This is a genomic window from Pseudomonas poae (assembly GCF_001439785.1).
GTDB classification, from domain to species: Bacteria; Pseudomonadota; Gammaproteobacteria; order Pseudomonadales; family Pseudomonadaceae; genus Aquipseudomonas; species Aquipseudomonas poae.
The window spans coordinates 221,952-240,010 of record NZ_JYLI01000006.1 but is presented as its reverse complement, the minus strand read 5'-3'; the positions used below and the strand labels follow the sequence as shown (position 1 = coordinate 240,010).

15 protein-coding genes are annotated in these 18,059 nt (G+C 62.0%); 5 read left to right on the top strand and 10 right to left on the bottom strand.

Annotated features, from left to right (window positions below; translation table 11 throughout):
- Positions 1–39: 39 nt before the first annotated feature.
- The 8 genes from TU75_RS09975 to TU75_RS09935 form a co-directional block, all read right to left on the bottom strand.
- Positions 40–1,644: a flagellar hook-associated protein 3 gene (locus TU75_RS09975; protein ID WP_003230940.1), complete on the bottom strand. Its 1,605-nt coding sequence runs from the start codon at positions 1,642–1,644 to the stop codon at positions 40–42.
- Positions 1,645–1,658: 14 nt separating this feature from the next.
- Positions 1,659–3,704, bottom strand: coding sequence for a flagellar hook-associated protein FlgK (flgK, locus tag TU75_RS09970; protein ID WP_003230938.1), 2,046 nt, complete (start codon positions 3,702–3,704; stop codon positions 1,659–1,661).
- Positions 3,705–3,714: 10 nt separating this feature from the next.
- Complete coding sequence (flgJ, locus tag TU75_RS09965; protein WP_060548821.1) at positions 3,715–4,983, bottom strand: flagellar assembly peptidoglycan hydrolase FlgJ; 1,269 nt, start codon at positions 4,981–4,983, stop codon at positions 3,715–3,717.
- Between the two features lie 4 nt (positions 4,984–4,987).
- Positions 4,988–6,094 (bottom strand): flagellar basal body P-ring protein FlgI, encoded by a 1,107-nt coding sequence (locus TU75_RS09960; RefSeq protein WP_003230933.1) that lies wholly within the window; start codon positions 6,092–6,094, stop codon positions 4,988–4,990.
- 21 nt (positions 6,095–6,115) lie between these two features.
- Positions 6,116–6,811 (bottom strand): flagellar basal body L-ring protein FlgH, encoded by a 696-nt coding sequence (gene flgH / locus TU75_RS09955; protein WP_057008190.1) that lies wholly within the window; start codon positions 6,809–6,811, stop codon positions 6,116–6,118.
- Between the two features lie 53 nt (positions 6,812–6,864).
- Positions 6,865–7,650: a flagellar basal-body rod protein FlgG gene (flgG, locus tag TU75_RS09950; RefSeq protein WP_003230929.1), complete on the bottom strand. Its 786-nt coding sequence runs from the start codon at positions 7,648–7,650 to the stop codon at positions 6,865–6,867.
- A gap of 57 nt (positions 7,651–7,707) precedes the next feature.
- Positions 7,708–8,448 (bottom strand): flagellar basal body rod protein FlgF, encoded by a 741-nt coding sequence (locus TU75_RS09945; protein ID WP_003230926.1) that lies wholly within the window; start codon positions 8,446–8,448, stop codon positions 7,708–7,710.
- Between the two features lie 784 nt (positions 8,449–9,232).
- On the bottom strand, positions 9,233–10,792 hold the full coding sequence (locus TU75_RS09935; protein WP_003238760.1) for a sigma-54-dependent phenylalanine hydroxylase transcriptional regulator PhhR: 1,560 nt from the start codon (positions 10,790–10,792) through the stop codon (positions 9,233–9,235).
- A 256-nt stretch (positions 10,793–11,048) separates the two neighbouring features.
- Here TU75_RS09935 and phhA point away from each other — a divergent pair, with 256 nt between their 5' ends.
- The 3 genes from phhA to TU75_RS09920 all read left to right on the top strand — a co-directional run bounded on the left by phhA (position 11,049) and on the right by TU75_RS09920 (position 13,486).
- Positions 11,049–11,840, top strand: coding sequence for a phenylalanine 4-monooxygenase (gene phhA / locus TU75_RS09930; protein WP_060548819.1), 792 nt, complete (start codon positions 11,049–11,051; stop codon positions 11,838–11,840).
- A gap of 96 nt (positions 11,841–11,936) precedes the next feature.
- On the top strand, positions 11,937–12,293 hold the full coding sequence (locus TU75_RS09925; RefSeq protein ID WP_003238764.1) for a 4a-hydroxytetrahydrobiopterin dehydratase: 357 nt from the start codon (positions 11,937–11,939) through the stop codon (positions 12,291–12,293).
- Positions 12,293–13,486 carry an amino acid aminotransferase gene (locus TU75_RS09920; RefSeq protein ID WP_060548818.1) on the top strand — a complete coding sequence of 398 codons (1,194 nt, stop codon included), beginning with the start codon at positions 12,293–12,295 and terminating at the stop codon, positions 13,484–13,486. The genes TU75_RS09925 and TU75_RS09920 overlap by 1 nt, the downstream gene beginning before the upstream one ends.
- Before the next feature lie 61 nt (positions 13,487–13,547).
- Here the strand turns inward: TU75_RS09920 and TU75_RS09915 are convergent, their stop codons facing one another.
- The gene (locus TU75_RS09915) at positions 13,548–14,357 is read right to left on the bottom strand and encodes a UDP-2,3-diacylglucosamine diphosphatase (RefSeq protein WP_003238767.1); all 810 of its coding nucleotides are present in this window, start codon (positions 14,355–14,357) and stop codon (positions 13,548–13,550) included.
- A 221-nt stretch (positions 14,358–14,578) separates the two neighbouring features.
- On the opposite strand from TU75_RS09915, the gene TU75_RS09910 reads away from it, so the two are divergent.
- Entirely contained in the window at positions 14,579–15,460 is an 882-nt protein-coding gene (locus tag TU75_RS09910; protein ID WP_015372600.1) for a DMT family transporter, read from the top strand.
- Between the two features lie 3 nt (positions 15,461–15,463).
- Here the strand turns inward: TU75_RS09910 and TU75_RS09905 are convergent, their stop codons facing one another.
- Entirely contained in the window at positions 15,464–15,751 is a 288-nt protein-coding gene (locus TU75_RS09905; protein WP_003238771.1) for an Rdx family protein, read from the bottom strand.
- 84 nt (positions 15,752–15,835) lie between these two features.
- Here TU75_RS09905 and TU75_RS09900 point away from each other — a divergent pair, with 84 nt between their 5' ends.
- On the top strand, positions 15,836–18,025 hold the full coding sequence (locus TU75_RS09900; protein ID WP_003238773.1) for a patatin-like phospholipase family protein: 2,190 nt from the start codon (positions 15,836–15,838) through the stop codon (positions 18,023–18,025).
- Positions 18,026–18,059: the final 34 nt, after the last annotated feature.

Here is an 18,059-nt window from a genome sequence, read left to right as displayed (position 1 = left end):
CCCGTTTCAGGAGTGAGCCGTCGGTGTGCTGCGCGTGCCTTACATCTTGTTGAACAGGCTCAACTGCGAGATTTTCACGAACGCCAGTTGCGAGGCCTGCAGCATGGTCTGCTGCAAGGTCAGGTTGATCGCCGCCTGCGCGGTGTCGATGTTGCCCAGGTCGCTCATGGTACTGGTGTTGGCCAGGCCGATGCTGGCGTTCTCACTGGCCTGGGTGTCCAGGGCATTCTGCCGTGCACCGATGGAGCCGCGTACCACGTCGATCTGAGTACTGGAGTTGGTGAAGTTGCTGATCGCGGCGGACAGTGCATCCTTGAGCTTGACCGTCGCCGCCGGGTTGCCGTCGGCCGGCAGCTCCAGCGCCTGGCGCAGCTGGCTCAGGGTATCGAGCGCATTCTGGGTTTTCTGGGTGGCGGCCCCCACCGCAAACTGATCGCCGTTCTGCGGCGTGCCGCTGATGTCGAACGTCACCCCGGCCGCGACGACGGTGGTACCGCCACCGGTATCGCCGGTGGCGATGGACTTGCTGTCGGCCGTGTACGGCTGGGCATACACCTGGTACGCAGTGGCGCTGGTGAACTTGATCACCGCGCCGCTGTTGGCCGGGAACGTGCTGGCATATGAGGCCTGGTTGGTCACACGGGCATTGGTCAACTGCGCCGTCGAGGGGTTGCTGGCCGTGCGCGACACGCTGAAGGTGTCCGGCTTGGCTTCCAGGCTGAACGAGCGATCCTTGACCACTGCATCGGAGTTGGGCCCCGAAGCGACGTCACCCAGGTTGAAGTTGATGTCGAACTTCACGCCGCGCAAGTTGATGCTGGAGCTGCCCTCTTTGGTGGAGTCGAACGTACCGTTGCCAGGGATCTGCGAGGTGATGTCGACGCCGTTCTTGTCGACCACGGCGTACTGGGTACTGCTGCTGAACGTCAGCTTGTAAGGCTGGCCGTCGGCGAACTTGTTGGTGTAGTCGATGCCATTGGTGACCAACCCGGACGACAACGCCACTTTATTGTCGTTGGCTGCCGGCTGGGTGGCCGGTGGCACCACTGCCGGCGCAATCCAGGTAGCCTGGGTGCGACTGGAGTTGACCGCGCCCTCCAGAATGTTCTTGCCGGTGTCACCGGCGCTGATACTCAGGGTGTCGGACACCTGCAGGCTCAGCGGGGTCTCGTCGCCCTGATAGTTATAGGTGCCGTCACTGTTGCGGCTGTAGGGCGGCGTGTCGGTCTTGGAACCGGAAAACAGGTAGTTGCCCGACGAGTCCTTGCTGTTGAGCAGGCCCAGCACTTGCTCTTCGATGGCACCGACTTCGCTGGCCACCGAACGGCGGTCCGCATCACTGAGAGAGCCGCCCGCACGTAGCGCCAGCTCACTGGCACGGCCCAACGCCAGGTTGATCGACTGCAGCACGCTTTCTTCGTTGGTCAGGGAGTTTTTCAGGCTGGTGACGTTTGTGTTGAACTGACCCAGCATGTCTTTCTGCTGCTGCAGCATCAACAGGCGCGCGGCCGCTACCGGGTCATCGGCGGCTGTCTGCACGCGTACGCCGGTGGAGGCCTGATCCTGAGCCTGTACCAGGCTTGAATAGTTGGTTTGGTACTTGGCGGCAGTGGTATCGAAATACTGCTGTGTGGAAATGCGCATCGTCCCAGGCTCCCTTAAAGACTATTGATCAGCGTACTGAAGGTTTCTTGCGCCGCCTTGATGATCTGCGACGACGCGGTGTAGTACTGCTGAAACTTGATCATGTCGCCCGCCTCTTCATCCAGGTTGACCTGGGATACCGAGTTGCGCGCGTCCTGGTTGGCCTTGAGCAGTGCGCCCGTGGCGGTGGTGTCGGTGTTGCCCGACGCCGCCTTGGCGCCGACGGTGGACACCAGTCGACTGTTGGCCCCGACCAGGCTCACGCCGCCGCCGTTGCCATCACTCAGGCCCACCGTAACCTTGGTCTGCAGGTCGAGCAGCGCCTGGGCGTTGCGGTTGTCCGACTTGCCCGTCGCATTGAACGAGAAGGTGGTGCTGTCGCCATTGGCGGGCGAGCCGGCGACAGTGGTATCGAACTTGAAGCTCTTGGCCGGCACCAGCACGGCGCCACTGGCATCGCGCATCGGCACGTCGACCGTGATCTTGTTGGTCTGGCCCGGGATGATAGTGCCGCTGCCGATCGAGTTACCCTGGGCATCGTTGAGCGAGTAGCTCTGGGTGCCATCGGCGGCCGGCTTGCCGAACACCATTTTTACCGGCATCGAGTGTTCGATTCCGGTACGCAATTGCGCGGTGTCGGCGCCGCCGTGAATATCAATCGGCACGGTCAGGGTCGGCGGAGTGAAGGTGCCGGTACCCTGGTTGGTCTTGCTGCCCTCGCCCAACAACGGCGCGGCGAACGCGACTTTATTGGCGTCGGTCAGTTGGGTGCCGATCGTGGTCGCGCCGTTGGCGGTAGGGCTGACCTTGAAACTGTCGCCGGCGGCCATCGGCCCCTTGCCGTCCAGTGCCAGGGTGAAACCATCGATCACCGGCGGCGGCGCGGTATTGGTGTCGAACGCGCCCAGCGCCTTGCCGTCGGAGCGCATCACGGTGTAGGTGTTGCCACTGGTGAAGCTGACCTTGTAGTCGTAGGTCGACAGCTTGCTGGTGTCCTTGATCGTGACATTCAGGTTGCCGGAGCCGGCGCTGTTGCCGGCCGCGCCCTGGCTGCGCTGCGCAATGGCGGCGGCGCTGTTGATGTCCTTGAACAACGACGCACCGAAGTCACCGTTAAGGTCCAGGCCCTGGCCCAACTGGCTGTTGACGGTGTCGGCGGTGGCCAGTGCAATACGCCCAAGGTCGTTGATGGTGGGCGTCAGCACATCGCTGCGGTAACGCAATAGGCCACCGATGCTGCCACCGCTGAGCACATTGCCCAGGTCGATCGCGGTACCGCTGCCAGCATTGAGCTGGATGGTGTACTGGGTCGGGTCGCTTTTGCTGGGCACCGCCGAAATGCTGTTGGACTGGTCGCCCAGCACCAGGGACTGGCCACTGCCGGTGCTGACACTGAACACGCCATTCTTCTCGCCGGTGGTGACACCCACCAGCTCATTGAGCGAACGCACCGCCTCGTTGCGCGCATCCAGCAGGTTGGCCGGTGCACTGAGGTTGGAGCCCTGCGCCTGGGTGATCTGCTTGTTGAGCGAGGCAATCGAGGAGGTCAACTGGTTGACCTGATCACTCATGGTGCTCAACTGACCGTTGATCGACTCTTTCTGCTGGGTCAACTGGCTGGAGATTGCGTTGAAGCGGTTGCTCAGGGTTTGGGCGCTGGTCAGCAGCACCTGGCGGGCGGACACGTCGCTGGGGTTGGCCGCCGAGGTCTGCACGGCGGCAAAGAACCCACTCAACACCGAAGACATGCCGGTCGTCTTGTCCGACAAGGTCTTGTCGATAGCGCTGGCCTGGCCCGAATACGCCTTGGCGTCGTTATTGAGCGCCGTGCTGTTCTGGTAAGCCGCGTCGAGGAATTCGTTGTACACCCGGCGCACGTCGGCCAGGGTCGTACCGGTGCCGACAAACAACCCACCGTAGGGGTTGGCCGCGCTGGCGTTCTGCGTGGTCTGCTGACGCGAATAGCCCGAGGTATTGGCGTTGGCGATGTTGTTACTCAAGACTGACAACGACCCTTGAGCGGCGTTGAGCCCCGACATCCCGATACTGAGCAAACTCATGATTCAAACCTTATAAATGTGTGGTTGCGCCAGCGGCAGCGTAATTCTGGTAGCTGCCCATCGTTTTTGCGATCTGCGAAATCTTGCTGGCGTAATCCGGGTCGGTTGCGTATCCGGCTTTTTGCAACTCGCGCACAAACTGTTCCGGGTTGTCGGCTGATTTCACAACATCTTTATAGCGGTCATTGCTTTGCAGCAACGTGACGAGGTCGTGAAAACTGTCCTGGTAGGACGTATAGGAACGGAACTGCGCCGTTTCCTTGACCATCGCCCCATCACGAAACTCGCTGGTGATCGCACGGGCCTGCTCGCCCTGCCAGCTTTTGCCGGCCTTGATACCGAACAGGTTGTGGCTGCTGCTGCCATCCTGGGCGCGCATCACCGACTTGCCCCAACCGGTTTCCAGGGCGGCCTGGGCCACCAGGTACTTCGGATCGATACCAATGCGCGCAGCGGCCGCTTTGGCCATCGGCAGCATGGTGGCGACAAATTCATCCTGCGAGCTGAACGCTTTCTTCGCCGGCGCCAACGGTGGCTGAGCCACAGCGCGGGCGTACACCTGCATCTGCCCGCTCGGCGCGGCAAACGCACGTGCGCTGCTGTTGACCACATTGTCGGCGGCCGCGCTGTTGCGCAGCGGCGCGCTTTTGGCGTCGATGGCCACCGGCGCGGTCGGCACGATGCCGGCGAGCAGGCGGTCGGTCAGCTTGCTCGGCAAGGCAATGCGGCGCTGATTCATCAGTGCCACGTCATTGCTGTGGGACGCCGCGCCGCCGGCCTGGGGCTCAGCCACACGGTACGCCCACAACGGCCGCTGACCATTGGAGCGGCCCAGCGGGCCGGAGGCCTGAGTGCCGGCCGCGATCTCGGTCGGCACATCGACTTTCTTCGCCGGTTCCACTGCACCGGGGCCTTGCAGGGTGGCCGCCTGGGCGTCCACCGGCTTGTTCTTCTGCATCTGACGCATCAGCACATCCGCCAGGCCGATGCCGCCGCCCTCGCGGGACATCGACACCGCCAGCTGCTGGTCGTACATGTCCTGGTACTGTTTGGCGGCATCGGTGTTCAGCGGGTTGTCTTCGCCCACGGCATCGGTGGCCTTGCGCATCGACTTGAGCATTTCGCTGAGAAACAGCGACTCGAATTCCTGCGCCACTTTGCGCATGTTTCCGTCGCTGTTCTTGTCGCCGACCTTCAGCTGGTTAAGCCGGTTCAAGTCGGAGTAAGACCCCGAGTCCGCCGTGCTGCTGATGCCGCTTTTGCGCATATCCATGGCCATGGCCTCAGATCACGATCAGGTCGGCTTGCAAGGCGCCGGCCTGTTTCAGGGCTTCGAGAATCGCCATCAAGTCGCCTGGCGCCGCGCCCACCTGGTTCACCGCACGGACGATCTCGTCCAGGGTGGTGCCGGGGCCGAACTTGAACATCGGCTTGGCTTCCTGCTGGGCATTGACCCGCGAGCGTGGCACCACCGCCGTCTGGCCGTTGGACAACGGGCCGGGCTGGCTGACGATCGGGTCTTCGGTAATGGTCACGGTCAGGCTGCCGTGCGTGACTGCCGCCGGCGAAACCTTGACGTTCTGGCCGATCACGATAGTGCCGGTACGCGAGTTGATGATGACCTTGGCCACCGCCTGGCCGGGATCGACCTCGAGGTTTTCCAGGATCGACAGATAATCGACGCGCTGGCTTGGGTCCAGTGGCGCGGTGACGCGCACGGAGCCACCGTCGATGGCCTGGGCCACGCCTGGGCCGAGCATGTCGTTGATCTTGTCGACCACACGTTTGGCAGTGGTGAAGTCGGAGCGGTTGAGGTTCAGGGTCAGGCTGTTGCCCTGGTTGAAACCGCTGGGCACGGTGCGTTCCACCGTGGCACCGCCGGGGATGCGTCCGGCTGACGGAACGTTGACGGTGATCTTCGAACCGTCGCGGCCCTCGGCGTCAAAACCGCCCACCACCAGGTTGCCCTGGGCGATGGCGTAGACGTTGCCGTCGATACCCTTGAGCGGCGTCATCAGCAAGGTGCCGCCACGCAGGCTCTTGGAGTTGCCGATGGACGACACGGTGATATCCACCACCTGGCCCGGCTTGGAGAACGCCGGCAAATCGGCGCTGATCGACACCGCCGCGACGTTTTTCAGTTGCACGTTGCCCGAACCCGCCGGCACCTTGATGCCGAACTGCGAGAGCATGTTGTTGAAGGTCTGCAGGGTGAACGGGGTCTGGGTGGTCTGGTCACCCGTACCGCTGAGCCCCACCACCAGGCCGTAACCGATCAACTGGTTGGAGCGCACGCCGGAAATACTGGCGATGTCTTTCAGGCGCTCGGCCTGGGCGACCGCGCTCAGGCTCAGCAGGAGCGCCGCCGCCAGCAGTTGCTTGAGGTTCAAAGTTCTCACCTTAATGGGCACCTAGAAAGGAAACAGCGGGCTAAGGAAGAAACGGTCGAACCAGCCCGGCTGGCTCGCATCGGCAAACGCGCCAGTACCGGAGTACGTGATGCGGGCATCGGCGATGCGGGTCGACGGCACGGTGTTGTCGGTGGAAATATCATCTGCACGCACCATGCCAGCAATGCGCACCAACTCGTCGCCGGTGTTGAGGGTCATCCACTTTTCACCGCGTATGGCGATGATGCCGTTGGGCAATACATCGGCCACGGTCACGGTGATCGAACCGGTCAGGCTGTTGCCCTGCCCTGCCGCGCTCTTGCCGTTGGTGGCGCGGTCGCCGCTGTAGCCGGCACTCAGGCTCAGGTCGCCATCGCCCAACGGATTATTGACGTTAGGCACGGCGCCGAACAACGAGGTGAGGCCGATGCCGGCCTTGCTGGTCTTGCCCACCTGGGAATTGGCGTTCTTGCTGGCCTGGGTACGCTCGTTCAGGGTGATGGTGATGATGTCACCGACCCGGAACGCCTTGCGGTCGCTGTACAGGTTCTGCTCGAAACCGGCTTGGTAAATCGAGCCATTGTTGGCGGCCGCCGGCAATGGCGTGCGCGGCAGCACCGGCGCGTAGTACGGGTCATTGGGTTTCGGCGACGGCGCGACACATCCCGCCAGCACGCTGATCCCACTCAATGCCAAAACACAAACAAAGCGATTCATGACCCTAACCTCACGGTGTTGCAGACGCGCTCGCAAGCGCCCCATAGACTTGATTACAGATTCTGCGTAACGAACGAAAGCATCTTGTCGGCGGTGGAAATCACCTTGGAGTTCATCTCGTAAGCGCGTTGAGTGGTGATCATGTTGACCATCTCCTCAACGGTGCTGACGTTGGAAGTTTCCAGGGTGCTTTGCAGGGTGGTGCCGAAACCGTTGAGGCCTGGGGTGCCGATCTGCGGCGCGCCGCTGGAGGCGGTTTCCAGGAACAGGTTGCCGCCCATGGCCTGCAGGCCGGCCGGGTTGATAAAGTCGGCGGTCTGCAGGTTGCCGATCACTTGCGACGCCGGGTTGCCGGCCACGGTGATCGACACGGTGCCGTCGTTACCGACGGTGAAGGTTTGCGCGTTGGCAGGCACTACAATCGCCGGCTCCAGGGCAAAACCGTTGGCGGTGACAACCTGACCGTTGGCGTCCAGGTGGAATGTGCCGTCACGGGTATAGGACGTGGTGCCATCCGGTTGCAGGATCTGGAAGAACCCCTTGCCGTTGATCGCCATGTCCAGGGGTTGCCCGGTTTGCTGCAGGTTACCGGCGGTGAAGTTTTTCTGGGTGCCGACGATCTGCACACCGGTACCCAGTTGCAGGCCCGACGGCAGCTCGCTGTCCTGGGTCGACTGGGCGCCCGGCTGCTTCTTGATCTGGTAGAGCAAGTCCTGGAACTCGGCGCGATCACGTTTGAAACCCGTGGTCGAGACGTTCGCCAGGTTGTTGGAAATGGTGGTCAGGTTGGTGTCCTGGGCGGACAAACCGGTTTTGGCAACCCATAGAGCCGGAAGCATGCTGTTCTCCTTCGTGCGCCTGATCGTTGGCGCCGTGCTGCGAAATTAGTGGTTGACTTAGCTCATCTGCATGACGCGAGTCATGGCCTGATCGTCTTCCTTGGCGCTGTTCATCATCTTGATGTGCAGCTCGAACTGTTTGGAAAGCGCCAGCACCGCAGTCATTTCCTCCACCGCGTTGACGTTGCTCGCCTGCAGGAACCCCGAATTCAGCGTGACCCGCGCATCGGCCTGGGCAGGCTGGCCATCCTTGGTATGGATGGTGCCGTCCAGCCCCTTGGTCATGTTCTTGAGGTCCGGCTGGACCAGCTTGATGCGGTCCACTTCGGCCATCACCCGCGGGCCTTCGCCCATGGCACGGATGCTGATGGTGCCGTCGGTGCCCACTTCGATTTTCTGCTGGGGCGGCACGGCAATCGGACCGCCGTTGCCCATGATCGGCATGCCGTTGGCGGCGCGCAGCACGCCCAGCGCGTCCACATTCATGCTGGCGCTGCGCACGTAGGCTTCGCCGCCATCCGGGGTTTGCACGGCCATCCAGCCGTCGCCGCCGACAGCCACATCGAGGTCACGACCGGTTTCGATCATGGCACCCGGCGAGAAGTCAGTGCCCGGCCGTTCGGTCAGGGCAAACGCCCGCGCCGGAAAGCTGTCACCAAACACTGGCATCGAACGCGCCTGCTCCAGGTCGCGCTGGAAGCCGTTGGTGGAAATGTTCGCCAGATTGTTGGCATGGGCCTTCTGCGCCAGAGCATTCTGGCTGGCGCCGGTCATTGCCACGTAAAGGTATTTGTCCACGCTCTATCCTCTTTCTGACGGACGCTTGCCGCCCACCGCTGTACTGATGTGGCTTAAGCAATTTGCGGTCCAACTTTTTGGAATGGACGAAAGTGCAGGTGGGGCGGGGGTTTGGGGGGAGTTGGGGTGGGCGGATGGGTGGGGGATAGTCGAAAAAACGGCGGACTACTGCCGCGGGCGGCAAGTATCGGACTTGAAACTGACGCGGGTTGGTTTTTTTTTGGGGGGGGTTGCGTACATATCCGTTATTTGGGTAACGGCGACTGGCGGTTCCGCCCTTACGGCCGGTCACTTTGGAAAAAAGCCGGAATGCCGGCCCAGCCCAAAGTAACCAAAGGGCTTTTGCCCCACTACTCGGTGCCTCGCTTAGGCTCGGAATGCCCGCACGCCGGCGTGGTTGACGGGGCGCCTGAGATCAAAATCAAAAGCCAAAGCAAAGCAGGGCAAAAGCATGATCTGTCACCAATCCGCTTCTCTGTGGGAGCTGGCTTGCCTGCGATGCAGACACCTCAATCCATCAGGAAAACCCAGTCGATGCCTTCGCAGGCAAGCCGGCTCCCACATTTACAACGTACGGCAGACAATCCCGGTCGGCTCTAAGGCCGCAGCGCTCTTGATCTTAGGCGCCCAGGCTTGGGCGAGGTGCCGAGTGTTGGGGCAAAAGCCCTTTGGTTATTTTGGGCTGGGCCGGCATTCCGGCTTTTCCAAAGTGAACCGCCGCAAGGGCGGAACCGCCAGTCGCCGTGACCTGAGAAACGGATATGTACCCCACCCAAAAAACCACTCACCCCCCTTTCACCACCCCATAATCGCGCAACTTATTGGCAATAGTCGTATGCGAAACCCCCAACCGCTTGCCCAACTGCCGACTACTGGAATGCTCCACGTACAACGCCTCCAGCACTGCCTTCTCAAACCGCCCGACAATCGCCTCCAATCCCCCTTCCAGCGAAAAATCCCCCAGCGGTTGACGCACGCCATAATCGGGCAGTCGAATATGCTCCACCTTGACCACCCCGCCCTCACACAACGAAACCGCCTGAAACAACACATTCTCCAACTGCCGCACATTCCCCGGCCAATGGTAATGCGCAAGCCGGTCCATGGCCGCCGGCGCCAGTGTCGGCAGCGGGCAGCCGATCTGCCGGCTGGCCTGGTCGAGAAAGTGCTCCACCAACGGTGCCAGACCATCCAGGCACTCGCGTAACGGCGGAATGTGCAACGACAACACATTCAGCCGGTGATACAGGTCCTGGCGAAACTCCCCCCGCGCGCAGAGTTCGGACAAATCCACCTGGGTCGCGCAAATCACCCGCACATCCAGGTAAACTTCTTCATCGCTGCCCACCCGACGAAAGCAGCCGTCCTGCAGAAACCGCAGTAACTTCACCTGCAACCGCGCACTCATTTCCCCCACGCCATCAAGAAACAAGGTCCCGCCCGCCGTCAGTTCCAGCAGCCCGAGCTTGCCCTCGGCGCGCGCACCTTCAAATGCGCCGGGGCCGTAGCCGAACAGCTCGGTCTCGGCCATCGATTCCGGCAACCCCGCGCAGTTGAGCGCCATCAACGGCGATTGCCCACGCGGGCTGGCCAGATGGCAGGCGCGGGCCAGCAGTTCCTTGCCAGTGCCGGTTTCGCCTTCTATTAATAGCGGCGCATCCAACGGCGCCATGCGCCGTGCTTCGCGGACCACGGCAGCCATGACCCTGGAACTCTGGAAAATGCTGTCGAAGCCGCGCAACTCCTGCTTGCGCACGTTGTAGATGCGCTCACCGACGCGGTCAGCGCGGTGCAGGGTCAGTACGGCGCCGGCCATGGCTTCGCTGTCGTCGTGTTCGGACGATTGCAGCGGCGCGATATCGGCCAGGAACACGTCGCCCTTGACCTTGACCCGCAAACCGTTGATGCGCGACTTGCTGGCGCGCACCAGCTCCGGCAAGTCGAAATCCTCGGCGTAGCGCGACAGCGGAATCCCCGGCACCTCGTCCACCCGCACTCCGAGCAACTGTGCAGCCGAACGGTTGGCAGCGACGATGGAGCCGCCCATATCGATCGACAGCACCGGAAACTCGAGGGCGCCAAGCAAAGCGTTGAGTTCCATGTGCCGGCGCTCGCTGGGCATCAGCCCTACCCGCTTCACGCCGAATACCCCGCCAATGGCCTCGAACTGCGGGCGCAAGGCCTGGAACTGCATGTTCACCAGGTTCGGGCAGTACAGGTAGATGGCGTTGCCATGCTCACCGCCGACCTCGCCCTTGGCGACGTTGACACCGTATTCCACCAGCAGGTTGAGAATGTCCCGCAGAATGCCAATGCGGTTCTGGCAATGCACTTTGATACGCATGAAGAAACCCGAATAGTGGGAAGGCACCGCGTGTTTTTGCCGCTGCGCGCAGATTGTCGTCAAGATTATGTTACAGCCAGTGTCCTTTTCCCAGCCCAACGCCGTGACGAGCGCCTGTTCGTAACGAATACTTTACGAGTCACGGTAACTTTTCCTGCAACATCTCCTTTAAAGCGGATGGCATCCAGCCCGGCACGGCGTATCAATACCGGTATCGCAGGACATAACAATAACGAACGCCTAGCAGGAGAACCCTATGAAGCAGACGCAATACGTGGCCCGCGAGCCCGATGCGCAAGGTTTTATCCATTACTCGCCGGAAGAACACGCGGTGTGGAACACCCTGATCACGCGCCAACTGACTGTGATCGAGGGTCGCGCCTGCCAGGAATACTTGGACGGTATCGACAAGCTTGCCCTGCCACTGGACCGCATCCCGCAACTGGGCGAAATCAATCAAGTGCTGGCCGACACCACCGGGTGGCAAGTGGCCCGCGTGCCGGCGCTGATCCCCTTCCAGACTTTCTTCGAACTGCTCGCCAGCAAGCAGTTTCCGGTGGCCACCTTCATCCGCACCCGCGAGGAACTCGACTATCTGCAAGAGCCGGATATTTTCCACGAGATCTTCGGCCACTGCCCGCTGCTGACCAACCCCTGGTTCGCTGAATTCACCCACACCTACGGCAAGCTCGGCCTGGCGGCCACCAAGGAGCAACGGGTGTACCTGGCGCGTTTGTACTGGATGACCATCGAATTTGGCCTGGTCGATACCCCCGCCGGCCTGCGCATCTACGGTGGCGGTATTCTGTCGTCACCCAGAGAGACGGTGTACAGCCTGTCTGCGCAGCCCGAACATCAAGCCTTCGACCCGCTAGAAGCAATGCGCACGCCGTACCGCATCGACATCCTGCAACCGCTGTATTTTGTCTTGCCCGAGCTCAAGCGCCTGTTCGACGTCGCACAGGAAGACATCATGGGCATGGTCAAGCGCGGCATGCAGTTGGGGCTGCACGCGCCCAAGTTCCCACCCAAGCCCAAGGCTGCTTGAACCTTGCATTTTGACGCCAGGTGAGTCTGTTCCCTGGCCGCGTGTTGCTTTAGGGTGACGCCACTGACCTTCACCTTTCGAATTCAGGACATCTCCATGACCACGTTGAATCAAGCCCACTGTGAAGCCTGCCGCGCCGACGCCCCGCAAGTCAGCGATGAAGAGTTGCCGGTGCTGCTCAAGCAGATCCCCGACTGGAACATCGAAGTGCGCGACGGCGTGATGCAACTGGAAAAAGTATTTCTGTTCAAGAACTTCAAATTCGCCCTGGCCTTCACCAACGCCGTGGGTGAAATCGCCGAAGCCGAGGGCCATCACCCCGGCCTGCTCACCGAATGGGGCAAGGTCACCGTGACGTGGTGGAGCCACTCGATCAAGGGCCTGCACCGCAACGACTTCATCATGGCCGCGCGCACCGACGAAGTGGCCACCGGCGCCGAGGGCCGCAAGTAATGCATTTCGATGCCATTGCCCGCGTGCCCGGCGACCCGATCCTGGGCCTGATGGACCTGTATGCCCAGGACACCAACCCGCACAAGTTCGACCTCGGCGTGGGCGTGTACAAGGATGATCAGGGCCTGACGCCGATTCCCCACGCGGTGAAACTCGCCGAGCAGCGCCTGGTGGACAGGCAGACCACCAAGACCTACATCGGCGGCCACGGCAATGCGGCTTTCGGCACCCTGCTCTGCGAACTGGTGCTGGGCGCCGATTCAACCGTGCTCGGCGAACGCCGCGCCGGCGCCACCCAGACGCCGGGCGGCACCGGCGCCCTGCGCCTGAGCGCCGACTTCATCGCCCAGAGCTTGCCCGGCCGCGGTGTCTGGCTGAGCAACCCGACCTGGCCGATCCACGAAAGTATCTTCGCCAAAGCCGGGCTCAAGGTCAGCCACTATCCCTATGTGGGGGCTGACAATCGCCTGGACGTGGCGGCAATGCTGGCGACGCTGACCAAGGTGCCGGAGGGTGACGTGGTGCTGCTGCACGCCTGTTGCCACAACCCGACCGGTTTCGACCTGTCCCAGGATGACTGGCGCCAGGTGTTGCAGATCGTGCGCGAGCGCCGGTTGCTGCCGCTGATCGACTTCGCCTACCAGGGCTTTGGCGACGGCCTGGAAGAAGACGCCTGGGCCGTGCGCCTGTTTGCCGCTCAGTTGCCCGAAGTGCTGGTGACCAGCTCGTGCTCGAAGAACTTCGGCCTCTACAGCGACCGTGTTGGCGCGCTGATCGTGTGTGCGGCCGATGCCGAGAAGCTCACGGATGTCCGCAGCCAATTGGCCAATACCGCGCGCAACCTGTGGTCGACGCCGCCGGATCATGGTGCGGCAGTGGTTGCAACCATCCTCGGCGACGAGGAACTGCGCGCTCTGTGGAGCGGCGAAGTCGAAGCCATGCGCTCGCGCATCGCGCAATTGCGTGCCGGGCTGGTGGACGCCCTGGCGCCGCACGGGCTGGCTGAGAAGTTTGCGCATATCGGGACGCAGCGCGGAATGTTTTCCTACACCGGCCTGAGTGCCGAGCAGGTCCAGCAACTGCGAGAAAAGCACAGCGTGTACCTGGTGAGTTCTGGACGGGCCAACGTCGCAGGCATGGATGCAACGCGCCTCACCCTGCTGGCCCAAGCCATCGCCGACGTCTGCAACTGACGAAACCGACGCTAAATGTGGGAGGCCCAAGCCCCCTTCCACATTTGGGTTGCGTGGACCTTTAGCCCGCCACCATCTCAGCTTTTAGCAGCGCCTCCTTCGCCTGCGCATCTGCCAGGCGATACAACTCGATCTGCCCATCCCAGTGTTCGATCAGCGCCGTGCACGACTCCACCCAATCCCCACAGTTGAGGTAATCCACCTCGCCCACCTTGCGAATCTCGGCATGGTGAATATGCCCGCACACCACGCCATGCAGTTCGCGCCGGGTCACTTCATGGGCGATGGCTTCTTCAAAATCGCTGATAAAACTCACCGCCGTTTTGACCTTGTGCTTCAAATACGCCGACAGCGACCAATAGCCGTAGCCATAGCGCGCCCGCCAATGGTTGAGCCAGCGGTTCAACGTGAGGGTGAATTCGTAGGCCGAGTCGCCCAGGAACGCCAGCCAGCGGTGATAGCGGGTGATCACGTCAAACTGGTCGCCATGGATCACCAGCAGATGACGACCATCAGCGGTGACGTGCACGGCTTCATCCACCAACTGGATATTGCCCAGGATCAGCTTGGAGTAGCGCCTTAAAAATTCGTCATGGTTACCGGTGACATAGATCACCTCGGTGCCGCGCTTGGCCATGGTCAGCAGGCGGCGGATCACGTTGGTGTGGGCCTGGGGCCAATACATGCCGCCGCGCATTTTCCAGCCGTCGATGATATCGCCCACCAGGTACACCTTGTCGGCGTGATAGCCCTTGAGAAATTGCGACAGGTGTTCGGCCTGGCAATCCCGGGTGCCCAGGTGCACGTCGGAAATCCACAGGGTACGCACCCGTTGCTTGCGGCTGGGCTTGATGGACTCTGCACTGGTCATGGGCTTGCCTCGGCGGTGTTTTCGCGAGCTTGCGCCCTGGCGATTAATAGCCCATGACAACGGTGCGTCAGTCTGATGACAGCGCCCCTGCTTCTTTCATCCCGCTGCAGCGTGCAGTGTAGGAAACGTCACGCGATAAAAATCGCAGCGCGGACGACAGACGCTGACCTGCGCGAGCCTCTAGACTGCGCACCTGTCCGCTCGTTGATTCAAGGATCGCAATGACTCCCCGCTCAGCCCTCGGCGCCCTGCATATCGGCGCACTGATGTTTGGCCTCACTGGCGTATTCGGTAAACTGGCCGCCGCCTCCCCCGCCATCATCGTGTTTGGTCGCGCCGCGTTTGCCGTGCTGGCCCTGGCGGTATTTGCCCGGTTCGCCAGCAATGCCCCCTGGAAACCATTGCGGCGCGACTGGCGTCGACTGGTGGTCAGCGGCGTTTTGCTGGCGGCGCACTGGGTGACATTCTTCATAGCGGTCAAAGTCGCCGGTGTCGCGGTTGCCACTCTGGGGTTTACCGCGTTTCCGGCGTTTACCGTGATTCTCGAGGGGCTGATTTTTCGCGAACGCATTCGCGCCAATGAAGTGCTGCTGGTGGCGCTGGTCACGGTGGGCCTGGTGCTGGTGACGCCGGACTTCAATCTCGCCAGCGAAGCCACCGGCGGCCTGCTGTGGGGGATTGCCTCGGGGTTGCTGTTCTCGTTGCTGTCACTGAATAACCGTGCCGGTTCCGGGCGAGTTCCGGCGGTGCAGGCGGCCTTGTGCCAGAACGTGGTGGTCGCGGTGTGCCTGTTGCCCGTGGCGGCACCGGGGCTGGCGGATGTGCGCGCGATTGACTGGCTGTGGATCGGCCTGCTCGGGGTGTTCTGTACGGGCCTGGCCCATAGTCTGTTTGTCGCCAGCCTGGCAGTGATCAAGGCGCGCACTGCGTCGGTGGTGTTCGCCATGGAGCCGGTCTATGGCATTACCGTGGCCTGGCTGTTGTTCGCCGAAACGCCAACCCTGCGCATGCTGCTGGGCGGCGCGCTGATCATCGTCGCCATCGTGCTGTCCGGCCTGATGGGCAGCGCCGCTCAGGCCAAACAGCCGGCGGGGGCGAGTTGATCCCTACGCGGTACGATCGTTGTGCCCGAGGTCACGCTGCGGGTCGATCTGGTCGCGCAGCCGTTGCTTGAGCACCTTGGCCTCGGGAAAACCGCCGTCGGCCTTGCGCTCCCACAGTTGCACGCCGTCGCAGGTAATCCGAAACGTCCCGCCGGTCGCAGGCTCCAGCGCGACCCGGGCCAGGTCCTCGGCAAAGGTGCTTAACAGTTCCTGCGCCAGCCACGCCGCGCGAAGCAGCCATTGGCATTGGGTGCAGTAGGTGATGACGATCTCGGGTTTGCTCACGGACATAATTTGACAGGCTCCTGGCGTAACGGCCTCGGCGGATCGAGTGGCTATAATACCGGCCATTATCGCCCAGCCTTGAGATTCATGATGCGCCGCCTGCTGTCCTGCCTGTTCCTGTGCCTGCTCCCTCTTCTTGCCGATGCCGTTGAACCACCACGGCCGAAAATCGGCCTGGTGCTGTCCGGCGGCGCCGCGCGTGGCCTGGCCCACATCGGCGTGCTCAAGGCGCTGGAGGAGCAAGGCATCCACATCGACGCCATCGCCGGCACCAGCATGGGCGCGGTGATTGGTGGGCTGTATGCATCGGGCTACAAGATCGACGAATTGGAAAAACTCGCGCTGGGCATCGACTGGCAGCAAGCCCTGTCCGATGCGCCACCGCGCGAGGACGTACCGTTTCGACGCAAACAGGATGACCGGGATTTCCTGGTCAAGCAGAAACTCAGCTTTCGCGACGATGGCAGCCTCGGCCTGCCGCTGGGCGTGATCCAGGGCCAGAACCTGGCGCTGCTGCTGGAGAGCATGTTCGCCCACAGCAGCAACACGCGTAATTTTGACAAACTGCCCATCCCGTTTCGGGCGGTGGCCACGGACATCACCACGGGCGAAAAAGTGGTGTTCAGCAAGGGCCACCTGCCCCAGGTGATTCGCGCAAGCATGTCGATTCCCGCCGTGTTCGCCCCGGTGGAGCTGGACGGCCGATTGCTGGTGGACGGTGGCATGACCGATAACATTCCCCTGGATGTGGCCCGTGAGATGGGCGTCGACATTGCCATCGTGGTCGACATCGGCACCCCGCTGCGCTCGCGCAAGCAACTGGCAACGGTAGTGGACGTACTCAACCAATCCATCACCCTGATGACCCGGCGCAATTCCGAAGAACAACTCAAGGCCCTGCATCCCAAGGACGTGCTGATCCAGCCGCCGTTGAGCGCCTACGGCGTCACCGACTTCGGCCGCGCCAGGGACATGATCGACGCCGGCTACCGCGCCACCCGCGCACTCGACCAGCGCCTGGCCCACTTGCGCCCCGCCGAACCCATTGACGCCGAACTGGCGGCCGCGCGGGCACCGGGCGAACGCACTCCGGTCATCACCGCTATCACCGTAGAGAACGACTCGAAAGTCAGCGATGACGTGATCCGCTATTACATTCGCCAACCCCTGGGCGAGCCCCTCAACCTGGGTCGACTGCAATCGGACATGGGCACCCTGTATGGCCTGGATTACTTCGAGCAGGTGCAATACCGCGTAGTGAAAAAGGGCCGCGACAACACCCTGGTGATCAGCGCACGGGGCAAGCGCAGCGGCACCGACTACCTGCGCCTGGGCCTGAATCTGTCAGACGACATGCGCGGCGACAGTGCCTTCAACCTGGGCGCCAGTTACCGTGTAAACGGCATCAACCGCCTCGGCGCCGAATGGCTGACGCGGGTGCAGATAGGGGATCGGCAGGAGTTGTACAGCGAGTTCTACCAACCGATGGACGCCGGCTCGCGTTACTTCGTTGCGCCCTATATCACCGCCAAGGCACAAAACGTCGAGCTGGTGCTGGACAACGACCCGATCGCCGAATACCGCGTGGAACGCTACGGATTCGGCCTGAATGTCGGCCGGCAGATCGGCAACAGCGGCGAGATTCGCTTCGGCGTCGGCGAAGCCTGGGGCAAGGCGGACGTACGCATCGGCGAACGCGACCTGCCGAGCGCAAGCTTCAGCGAAGGCTTCTATGAACTCAAATACTCCTTCGATTCGCTGGACAACGTGTACTTCCCCCACACGGGCGAAGATATCAGCCTGGCGTTTCGCGAATTCGAACCGGGACTGGGCTCCGACCAACGCTACCGACAATGGGAGTTCAAGCTGGACAAAGCCATGAGCCACGGCCCCGACACCCTGGTGCTGGGTGGGCGTTATGGGCGCACGCTGGACAATTCGGAGGTGGTGGTTTCCAGCTTTCTGCTGGGCGGCGCGCGGCAGCTGTCGGGGTTTCGTCAGGATGCGATTTCGGGGCAGAACATCAGCCTGATGCGGGCGGTTTACTATCGCCGGCTGACACCGCGCTCATATCTGCCGCTGGATTTTCCGCTGTACCTGGGGGCATCCCTGGAGCGGGGTCGGGCGTGGAACAATGATAATGAGTTCGACAGCGGGTATATCAATGCTGCGAGTGTGTTTTTGGGGTTTGATACGCCGCTGGGGCCGTTGAATTTCAGTTACGGATTTAATGATGAGCGGCAGAAAGCGGTTTATTTGAATTTGGGGCAGACGTTTTAAGGGGGGTGTTTTTGGGTGGGGTATATACCCGTTG

Bases quoted from the DNA above. Each gene is read 5' to 3' on its own strand.
- TU75_RS09905 (WP_003238771.1), bottom strand. From the start codon at position 15,751: ATGTCCGTGAGCAAACCCGAGATCGTCATCACCTACTGCACCCAATGC.
- flgH (WP_057008190.1), bottom strand. From the start codon at position 6,811: ATGAATCGCTTTGTTTGTGTTTTGGCATTGAGTGGGATCAGCGTGCTG.
- TU75_RS09975 (WP_003230940.1), bottom strand. From the start codon at position 1,644: ATGCGCATTTCCACACAGCAGTATTTCGATACCACTGCCGCCAAGTAC.
- flgK (WP_003230938.1), bottom strand. From the start codon at position 3,704: ATGAGTTTGCTCAGTATCGGGATGTCGGGGCTCAACGCCGCTCAAGGG.
- TU75_RS09915 (WP_003238767.1), bottom strand. From the start codon at position 14,357: ATGACCAGTGCAGAGTCCATCAAGCCCAGCCGCAAGCAACGGGTGCGT.
- flgG (WP_003230929.1), bottom strand. From the start codon at position 7,650: ATGCTTCCGGCTCTATGGGTTGCCAAAACCGGTTTGTCCGCCCAGGAC.
- phhA (WP_060548819.1), top strand. From the start codon at position 11,049: ATGAAGCAGACGCAATACGTGGCCCGCGAGCCCGATGCGCAAGGTTTT.
- flgJ (WP_060548821.1), bottom strand. From the start codon at position 4,983: ATGGCCATGGATATGCGCAAAAGCGGCATCAGCAGCACGGCGGACTCG.
- TU75_RS09900 (WP_003238773.1), top strand. From the start codon at position 15,836: ATGCGCCGCCTGCTGTCCTGCCTGTTCCTGTGCCTGCTCCCTCTTCTT.
- TU75_RS09920 (WP_060548818.1), top strand. From the start codon at position 12,293: ATGCATTTCGATGCCATTGCCCGCGTGCCCGGCGACCCGATCCTGGGC.
- TU75_RS09925 (WP_003238764.1), top strand. From the start codon at position 11,937: ATGACCACGTTGAATCAAGCCCACTGTGAAGCCTGCCGCGCCGACGCC.
- TU75_RS09935 (WP_003238760.1), bottom strand. From the start codon at position 10,792: ATGCGTATCAAAGTGCATTGCCAGAACCGCATTGGCATTCTGCGGGAC.
- TU75_RS09910 (WP_015372600.1), top strand. From the start codon at position 14,579: ATGACTCCCCGCTCAGCCCTCGGCGCCCTGCATATCGGCGCACTGATG.